The following is a 9,868-nucleotide window of genomic DNA, read 5'->3' as shown; positions in this document are numbered from 1 at the left end:
TTCGCCGAATAAGCGCAGCTGTGTCCGTTAGTCGGGCGCGGACTCGATGAAGGCGCTGGCGGACACTGCAACGCCGCGGCATCCACGGCTAACGGACACCAGCGCCGTTATTTCCCTGTCTGTCAGCGCGCTGCGCGGCTAACGGACACAGGAGCTCCTATTCGCCCATTTTGGGGGCGATATGCAATCAAAATGGACAAATAGCGGCGCCACTGTCCGTTAGAGTTCCTGATCGGCGATAATTCGCCGAATAAGCGCAGCTGTGTCCGTTAGTCGGGCGCGGACTCGATGAAGGCGCTGGCGGACACTGCAACGCCGCGGCATCCACGGCTAACGGACACCAGCGCCGTCATTTCCCTGCCTGTCAGCGCGCTGCGCGGCTAACGGACACAGGAGCTCCTATTCGCCCATTTTGGGGGCGATATGCAATCAAAATGAACAAATAACGGCGCCGCTGTCCGTTAGAGTTCCTAATCGGCGATATTTCGCCGAATAAGCGCAGCTGTGTCCGTTAAGTCGGGCGCGGACTCGATGAAGGCGCTGGCGGACACTGCAACGCCGCGCCATCCACGGCTAACGGACACCAGCGCCGTTATTTCCCTGTCTGTCAGCGCGCTGCGCGGCTAACGGACACAGGAGCTCCTATTCGCCCATTTTGGGGGCGAAATTCATTCAAAATGGACAAATAGCGGCGCTCCTGTCCGTTAGAGTTCCTGATCGGCGATATTTCGCCGAATAAGCGCAGCTGTGTCCGTTAGAGACGGGCGCGGACTCGATGAACGCTACGCTGCCGGCTAGCTGGCTGCCGTGAAGGCTGCCATTCCATGGCGGGCTTCGCTGACTTTTCCCGTTGGCAGACACTTCAACGTCGTGCCATCCACGGCTACCGGACACCGGCGCCTCATAACCGCAAAAAAGGGAGCTACGCGCTGCAAGCCGCCTAACTCCCTTAACCATCCGCTCTGAGAAAATCTTCCACCCCGTTGCGCAAAACCCAATCAAAATGTATATTTGATTTTCTATACGGCATCCTGCAAAAACTTATACTGCGCTTGAATCAAGCCATAGTATATTTTTTGCTCGCGCATCAGCTCGTCATGGTTGCCGATCTCCATCATGCGGCCGTGATCCAGCACGACAATTTTGTCCGCATTCCGAATGGTCGAAAGCCTGTGAGCCACGATGAAGGACGTGCGGCCCGCAAGCAGCGTTTTCAACGCTTCCTGAATTTTCAGCTCCGTATCGGTATCGATACTTGCCGTCGCTTCATCCAGGATAAGCACCCGCGGATTCGCCAAAAGCGCCCTCGCGAACGAAATCAACTGCCGCTGTCCCATAGATAGCACGTTCCCGCGCTCCTGCACCTCGGTGTCATAACCGTTCGGCAGTCCTATGATAAAATCGTGCGCATGCACGGCCTTGGCGGCGTTCTCAATTTCTTCATCCGTCGCATCCAAGCGGCCGAAACGGATATTATCGCGAATCGTTCCCGAGAAAATGAACGTATCCTGCAGCACGACACCGATCTGCGAACGCAAGCTCTGGATCGTCACGTTCCGGATATTATGGCCGTCAATTTCTATGCGGCCTTCCGTCGGATCGTAGAACCGGCAGAGCAAATTCATAATCGTGCTTTTGCCTGAGCCCGTATGACCGACCAAGGCAATGGACTGCCCCGCGGTCACATTCAGGTTGAAGCCTTTGAGGGCAGGTCGGCCCGGCTCATATTCGAAGACCAGTTTCTCGAATTTCACATTCCCCTGAATGTTCGGCAAATCTTTGGCACCCTCCAGCTCGGCGACCGTCGGCTTCTCATCGATGAACTCGAAGATCCGCTCCGCGGAAGCCATGGCAATCAGCAGCTGCGAATACATTTGACCAAGCCGTGTAATCGGCTCCCAGAAATAGCCTATGTACGTAGCGAAGGCGACCAGCAAACCGACTGAAATTTCTTCCGTTTGGATCAAATAGGCGCCTAACCAGAACAAGATGCAATAGCCGACCGCACCTGTAATCTCGATGAGCGGACCGAACGATTGGTTGAGCATCGAAGCGCGGTTCCAGGATAACCGGTTAACCATGTTCATTTTCGTAAAAAATTGAATGTTTTCTTTTTCCTGCGTATACGCTTGAGTCACCTTAATCCCTTGAATACACTCGTTCAAATGCGCATTCAGCCTGGATTGCTTCATCGTAACGTCCTGCCAGGCGTGGCGGATTTTTTTCCGCAGCTTGGTGGAGATCAAGAACATGATCGGCACCGTCACGATAATCGCCGCACCTAATTTGAAGTTAAACGTCAACAAAATAATGATGATCCCGACCAACTGCACGACGTCGATCAACAGATTGACAACCCCGTTCGTAAACAAGTCCTGCAGCGAGTTGACGTAGTTCGTTATACGCACCAGAACCGAGCCGGCCGGACGCGTATCGAAGAATCGGAAGGACAGCTTCTGAATATGGCTGAACAGGTCGTGCCGTAAGTCATAAATGACACGCTGGCCGATCATATTCGTATACTTAATACGAAATGTGTTGGCAAGCCATTGAATGATATACACGCTCAGCATGACGCCGACAATGATGAGCAGCAAGCTGGAATCTTTAGGAATGATAGCTTTATCGATCGCTTCCCGGATCAACAGCGGAACCGTCAGCTTCGTGATGGCGCCGACAAGCATCATGATGATGATGATCGGCAGCATTTGTTTCCGATACGGCTTCATATAGCCGAATAATCGTTTTAATTGTCCCCAGTCGAAGGGCTTATCGATCAATTCATCGTCTTGATACACAAATCGTTGGCCAACTTGCGAATCCTGCCCTTTCGCAGTCGCTTGTTCTATCTTCGATTTCGTACTCAATGTGCTAACCTTCTTTCTTGCAAAGAGGAATGGTTACGCGCGTTCATCGTGGATTCTGCGTCGGCGCCGGTTTCATTCGACGTATCCTTAGCCGCAGCAATTTGAGCGCCCGCCGACGTTTCTTTCGGCTGATCGGCATATTGAATATCGTAAGTTTGGCGGTATAGGCCTTCCTGCTGCAGAAGCTCATGATGCTTGCCTCTTTGGACAATTCTGCCTTTATCCAACACGATAATCTCATCGGCATGCTTCAAGGAAGAAATGCGATGTGCGATAATAAAAGTCGTTCTGCCTTCCATGACCTCACTGAAGCCGGCTTGGATCTCATGCTCCGTTTCCATATCGACGGCGCTGGTCGCATCGTCCAGCACAAGAATCTTCGGATCTTTGATAAGCGCTCTGGCAATGGCGATCCGCTGTTTCTGACCGCCCGACAAGCCAAGTCCGCGCTCCCCGACAACCGTGTCATACCCTTCCGGGAGCTCGGAGATGAAATCGTGCGCTTTGGACAGCTTCGCTGCGCGAATAATTTCGTCCATCGTCACGTCTTTGCGCCCATAAGCGATATTATTGCGAATCGTGGACGAGAACAGGAACGTCTCTTGGAAAACGGTCGCAATTTGGTTCCTGTAGCTTTCGACTTGCAGCGAACGGATATCTTTCCCGTCCAGACTAACCTTGCCCTCTTTCACGTTATAGGCTCTCATCAGCAAGGAAATGACCGTCGTTTTCCCGGAACCTGTGCTGCCCAGAAGCCCGATGACCGAGCCTGGAGGCGCATCCAGATTAAAATCGTAAAGAGCAGGCTGCTTCTCCGGATAGGCGAACGTAACATTCTCGAAGCGGACATGGCCTTTCACATTTTCGCTCTTCACTTCAGCAGCGTCCTGCGCATCTTTCACATGCAGGTATTGGTGCAAAATGTCGAGGATTTTCTCGCCGGATGCTTTGGTATTGGTGAAGTTGTTAATATGGAAACCTAATCCCCACATCGGTCCGATGATGTACCAGATTAAGCTGAAGCAGGCAACCAGTTCGCCAAGCGAAATCGTATCCTGGATGACCATGTAACCGCCAACACCGAGCAGAATGACAACACTCAAATTCGCCAAAATCTCCATGATCGGAAAATATTTCGCCCAAATCCCGGAGCTTTCGATATTCATCGCTTTATAATCCTCGTTGCGAGCCGAGAATTTCTCCACTTCATGAGACTCGCGTGCGAACGATTTCACGGTCCGAACGCCGGTAATGTTTTCTTGCACCGCGGTTGTCATCGAACTGAGTGACTGGCGGACCATCCGGAAGGCTGGATGGATTTTGCCTTCAAAGCGTATTGCCGTAAATGCCAGGAATGGCATCGAAATCATCGTAAGTAAAGCTAATTGCCAGTTGATCGAAAACATCATGCTCATCCCGAAAACGAGCATTAATACGACGTTTAGCAACTGAGCGAAACCGAAGCCGATGAATTGCCGGATCGCTTCCAAATCGGCTGTCAGTCTGGACATTAAGTCCCCCGTTCTAGCCTGATCATAGTACTGAAAGGATAAATACTGCAGCTTGTTATAAAGCGCATTCCGCAAATGATAGGCAACCCGATTACCCAATCGGCCTCCGCACAATCCGTGCAAAAACTGAAACATCCCCTTCAGCGATACAACGAGTACAACGACAAGCGCCAGTTTGGGCACGAGATCGAATTGCTTCTTGGCGATCACATCGTCGATCAAATACCTCAGCAAATTCGGATACACGAGACCTAATGCAGTTGCCATTGCCAAACATAGAATTGCTCCAAAAAACAGTTTTTTCTCTGGCCAAAAATAGGGCTTCAGTTGCCTGAATACTTCCACTTTCGTGACCCCTCCTCAAGAAGGCTAATTTGGAAAAGCTCGGTAAGCGTTTTAATACTTAATGAATCTTAACACCATCCCTATATGCGGGCAATCTAGAGAATGCGTGATATAATCGCTTAAAAGCCCATAAGTTCACAAAAACTTGCAGGAATCCCCCCTATTCTTTAAAATCATCCCGATAACCCTCTATGTAAGCCTTTACATGGCACAACAAGGAAAAGGGTTGGTCTTGTTCCAGCGAACAAGTCCAACCCTGCTATTTCCTTAGGAAACAAACGACTTTAATTGATGCTGTTTGGATATTAGTTCGTTCAAATCGATCTTCATTTGCAGGGCATCCCGCATGCCTTCGGCATGCTCGTTCAGCAGCTGCAACATCTGATTTTTCTGGATTTGCAGCCATGCATCCAACTGATCGGCATAAGCGCTCTCAAGCTCGGATGTTTGCCCTTCAATGAAATGCGCGACAGGCGCGGTCATCCGATTTTCCAAATCGGCCCGGAGCTTACTTTTGCCATCCCCTTCGAAAAATTGCTTGGCGTTCTTGAAATGGCTTTGCAGCACTTTCGGTGATACGTCCGGCGCTTCCAGCTTCGCGCTGATTTCCGGCGTAGCAAATTGGTTAGGCTCATAATTACCGCCCTCAAAGCCTTCCATAATCTGGCGCAGCTGATCTTCCCAACGCTTGACGCGGGAGCTGGCGATCCCGTTCATCCGATTTTCCACTCGAAGCGTCGTAGCCAGCACTTCCTGGGAGAGATCGTAGCCGATCATGCGCAGCAATTCGTTCCAGGCCGATTGGAGCGCCTGTTTCCCGTCTCTCGCTTCTTCCCGGAAGGTGGAAGGGTTGAAGGCGTAATTGTATAGCTCGCCGAACCGGAACATCGTACGCTGCTTCACATAATACAGAAGCTCTTGAATCTCTTTCTTCAATTCCTTCAGCTCTGCCTCGAATTGCGAGCCGTTCAGCAGCGCCGCGCCGTCCTGCTCGGCTTGATTCAGCGTGAGCAGCTGCTGCTTGCGCTGTTCTTCGCCGGACTGAGCGCTCTCGAGCCACTGCTGCATCGTCGCAATAGCCCGATTCAGCTCCAGATTAGCTGCGTGTATCGCAACATCGCTTAGCTCGTTAAACGTAAATTGCACGAAATCTTGCTCGAACGGGCGAATGCCGGAGCCTTCCACAAGCGCTTCATCGCCTTTAATTTTGCCTTCCGCCGCCAAATAGCTGGAGATCGGATAAATCCGCGGGTTGCGAATGCCGTGCTGAAGCAGATTCGTCTCCACATGCGTAACGACCCCTTCCAGCTCTTCCGGGCTGGCTGCCAAATCTGCGGCGTTGACGATGAAGAACATTTTATCCATCTCGAAGCTGTCTTTCACTCGGCCGAGCTGCAGCAGGAATTCGCGGTCCGCTTGCGAGAAGGCGTGGTTGTAATAGGTCACGAACAGAATTGCGTCCGCATTCTTGATATAATTGAACGCTACGCCGGTATGTCGGGCGTTAATGGAATCCGCCCCCGGCGTATCGACGAAGATGATGCCTTGTTCCGTCAATGGATTGGAATAATATAATTCGATAAATTCAACAAAACAAGACTTGGATTCGTCCGCAACGTAGCTGGGAAACTCTTCTTTCGTAATTTTCAGCTCCGTGCCCAGATGCTGCTCTGCCAGCTGCCAGCCTTTCTCTACCGCCTTCAGGAACGAATAATGCGGTTTCCCTTTGGCGGTAACATCGGAAGGCGACAGTGAACCGATCCGTTTCAATGCTGACGGCATATCGCTCGCTTGGACACCGAGAATGTCCAGGGAATACAGGACGTCCTGCAGGATCGCATCAGCCTTCTTCATCTTCACCTTGGCCGTGCCGTGCGGCCAGCCTTCCTGCGGCGGCATAATTTTGTTGATCGCCGCCGTCGTCGGGTTCGGCGAGACCGGCAGCACCCGTTCGCCGATGAGCGCATTGGCGAACGACGATTTGCCGGCACTGAACGCGCCGAACAGCGCAATCGTGAACGTCCGCTGGCGCAGACGTTCCGATTTGTCGCGCATCGCTCGCGCGATCGACCGCATCGACGGCAGCCCGTCGATGATCTGTGAGGCCGCCAGCAGGTCGGCGGCCTTGCGCTCCATGCGCCCTACGTGTTCACCCGAGGTGAACGCGGCGGGCGCGGACGGCGCTGCCTCCGCAGGGGCAGCTGCCGCAGGCGCTGCCGCAGTAGCCTGAGCTGCGGCCTGCAAAATCTTATCCATGGAGGTCACATGCAGCCCGCTTAGCTGGGCGGCCTGCTCCTCCATGGGGATGTACAGCTGCGCGTCCGGCAGTGCCGGCGCAGCCGGTTTCGCCCAGCTGGCCATGCTCAGCAGCCGGGCCGTTGCCGCCGTCTCGGACGCTTCGAGGCGGCGCAGCTCTCGGGCAGCCCCGAGGCGGCTGCCCAGCGCTTCCAGCTCGGCCGCGAGCGCGGCGAGCGCCGGAGCGCTGTGCTCGCGTACCGCGGCCGCGAGCGCGTCGATGACCGCGAAGGCCGCCCGGCGGTACTGCTGCTTCACATCGGAGGCGACCTGCTTCATGTAGTTGAGCGTATACTCCCCGCCGAACGTCGCCCCCGGATTCACTTGCGCTGCAAGCCACTGTGCGGTGACCTCCACGCGCAGCGCTTCGATCTGCGCCATCAGCCCCGGATCATGCTGCCCGTTGCTCTGCGCCGCTTTCTTCAGCGAATCGCGCAGATGCCAATCGAGCTGCGCTTCCACCTGCTCGGCGAAATCCGCCTGAAACGCATTCAGCCGTTTCTCCGTCTCCAGTGCGGTCTGCGCCGCTCTGGAGAAGAAGCCTACCTTGAACCCCGGCTTGCGGCTCTCCAAATAGGCGTGAGCCTGATCCCGGGTCAAGGCCGGCGTAATGTTGGCATTCTCGATGATCGTGCCAACTTCCTTGCGCAGCTGTGCCGTCAACGCTTCCGGCAGTCCCTTTAAAGCCGCCAGCTCCTCTTCTTTCCTTGCGGCGAGCGCTTCGGTCTCCTGCACATCGCCTTCCTGGCTGATCTGCTCCATGAGCTCCGCTTTGAGCGGCTCGTGCTGTTCAGCCAGCCATTTGCCGTGCTCGGCAGCCAAGTAACGCGCGGACGCGTCGATGCTGAATGCGCGCAGCTCGTCACCGCGTTCGATCAGCCGCTTCAGGAGCCATTGCAGCTTCCCATACTCGTTATGAGGATGGTGCGGCTCTTTCATCGTCACGAAGAGCAGGCCGTCCGGCTCGATGCCCCAGTTCAGGAAAGCTTGCTTCGTTCCCTCTTGATATTGCGTGAAAGGAAGCTCCCACTCCTTATGCTTGTCGATCATATTCACGACAAGATAGAGCGGCTTGCCCCACTCCTTCATTTTCTTCGTGAAGGCTAGATTTACTTCGGATTGCACATGGTTGTAATCCATCACATAGAACACAACATCCGCGAGATGCAAGGCGGACTCGGTTGATTTGTGATGGGCGTCATCCGTAGAGTCGATGCCCGGCGTATCCAGCAGCGCCGTATTGTCTCCGAGAAGTGCAATCGGATACGTAATCTCCACCGTCTCGATGTCCGTCCCGTTGACACAGTACGCTTCCAATTCGTCAAGCGGAATCGTGTTCGTTGTGCCTTGCAGACTGGCATGGCGATGCGTAACATGTGCCGCCGGCGATCCGTTCCGGATGCTCACGATATTCGCGCTTGTCGGAATCGGGCTCGAAGGCAGCAGCGCATGCCCGCAAAGCTGATTGATTAAAGTTGATTTCCCCGCGGAGAAATGGCCGCAGAAGGCGATATTCATTCGCCCTGACGCCAGCTTCACGAGCAGCTGCCCGAGCTTGCTCGCGTTATCCAGATCCCCCGCCGTTTGTAAACTCCCCTGCATGTTGCTGATCGCATCCGGCATGACCGAGATGCTTGTATCGATGGCTTGCCTCATTCGTCCGTTCCGCTCCTTATATTTACCGGTCTTTACACAGTATGATGATACAGAAAAAAATCTCCCAGAGGGAGATTTAATTTTAGGACATTACCACTTTTTCTTTTTCCGGCAAGAAAATCTCGAAAACATCGCGGTGCTGCAGGATGGTGATGTCCGAATCTTTCACTTTCATGACAACAACCTCAGTCTTCGTTTTCATTTTGTCTATGTAATTCTGAGGAACTTCACCAGATTCACTGACAGTTACACCTTCAATCACTTTCTCCTCATTATCAGCGAGCGGTGTATTAATGACTTGTTCAAAAATATCGGAAAATAATTCAAAGCTATTGGTATATACGGCGATGCATTTCATTTAAATCCCATCCTTTGTCTGCATATCATTTGTTTGTAATAGTTTTCCTAGTCGAACTTGGTTTCATACGTTTCTTACCCTCGCGGCATTTGTCCAAGAGCGGACAAATGTGACACTGCGGGTTCTGTGCTTTGCAATGGTATCGGCCAAAAAAGATGAGACGATGATGTGTCTGCGTCCATTCCTCGCGGGGAATCTTCTTCATCAGCTTCTTCTCAACCTCGAGAACCGAATCGTCGAGGCCGACTAAGCCGAGGCGTTTGGATACTCGCTCAACGTGCGTGTCGACGGCAATGGCCGGAACTCCGAAGGCGTTCGATACGACGACATTGGCCGTTTTGCGGCCTACACCTGGAAGCTCGACCAGCTGCTCATGCTTCTCGGGAATCTCGCCGCCGAACTTGTCCAGCAGCAGCTGACACAATTTCTGAATATTGCTCGCCTTATTCCGAAATAGTCCAATTCGCCGAATATCTTGCTCCAATTCCTCAAGAGGAACGGCCAAGTAATCTTCGGGACGCTTATATTTCTGAAATAAATCCACGGTCACCTTATTGACGGTTTCATCCGTGCATTGCGCCGATAGCAGTACGGCAATCGTCAATTCGAACGGATTGCTGTGATGCAGCTCGCAATGTGCATCCGGAAATAGTTCTCCAATCGTATCCAAAATATGCCTTACTAACTTCTGCGTCATATCATTGCTTCCTTAAGGTCGTAATATTCTTCAGTTTAGCGAATTGTGACGGTAGAATCAATGCTTGTAAGCGTCAAAATGCGAACATTTTCTAAAAAATTGCCATATTTATTTTAAAAATTATAAAAAAACCGCCTGC

General features: G+C 52.6%; 5 protein-coding genes. All 5 read right to left on the bottom strand.

Annotated elements, in window-relative coordinates; translation table 11 throughout:
* Positions 1 to 1,019 precede the first annotated feature (1,019 nt).
* Positions 1,020 to 2,849, bottom strand: coding sequence for an ABC transporter ATP-binding protein (locus J2X61_RS31150; protein ID WP_310193738.1), 1,830 nt, complete (start codon positions 2,847 to 2,849; stop codon positions 1,020 to 1,022).
* 14 nt (positions 2,850 to 2,863) lie between these two features.
* Positions 2,864 to 4,723, bottom strand: a complete 1,860-nt coding sequence (locus J2X61_RS31145; protein ID WP_274468174.1) for an ABC transporter ATP-binding protein — start codon at positions 4,721 to 4,723, stop codon at positions 2,864 to 2,866.
* Between the two features lie 267 nt (positions 4,724 to 4,990).
* The gene (locus tag J2X61_RS31140; RefSeq protein ID WP_310193725.1) at positions 4,991 to 8,674 is read right to left on the bottom strand and encodes a dynamin family protein; all 3,684 of its coding nucleotides are present in this window, start codon (positions 8,672 to 8,674) and stop codon (positions 4,991 to 4,993) included.
* Positions 8,675 to 8,756: 82 nt separating this feature from the next.
* Entirely contained in the window at positions 8,757 to 9,032 is a 276-nt protein-coding gene (locus J2X61_RS31135) for an NAD/NADP transhydrogenase alpha subunit (RefSeq protein WP_167053925.1), read from the bottom strand.
* A gap of 25 nt (positions 9,033 to 9,057) precedes the next feature.
* Complete coding sequence (gene nth / locus J2X61_RS31130) at positions 9,058 to 9,729, bottom strand: endonuclease III (RefSeq protein ID WP_310193722.1); 672 nt, start codon at positions 9,727 to 9,729, stop codon at positions 9,058 to 9,060.
* Positions 9,730 to 9,868: the final 139 nt, after the last annotated feature.

The organism is Bacillus sp. 3255 (genome assembly GCF_031456485.1).
Lineage (GTDB): Bacteria > Bacillota > Bacilli > Paenibacillales > NBRC-103111 > Paenibacillus_E.
The sequence above is the reverse complement of the archived record's forward strand: the minus strand, read 5'-3'. Positions and strand labels throughout refer to the sequence as shown.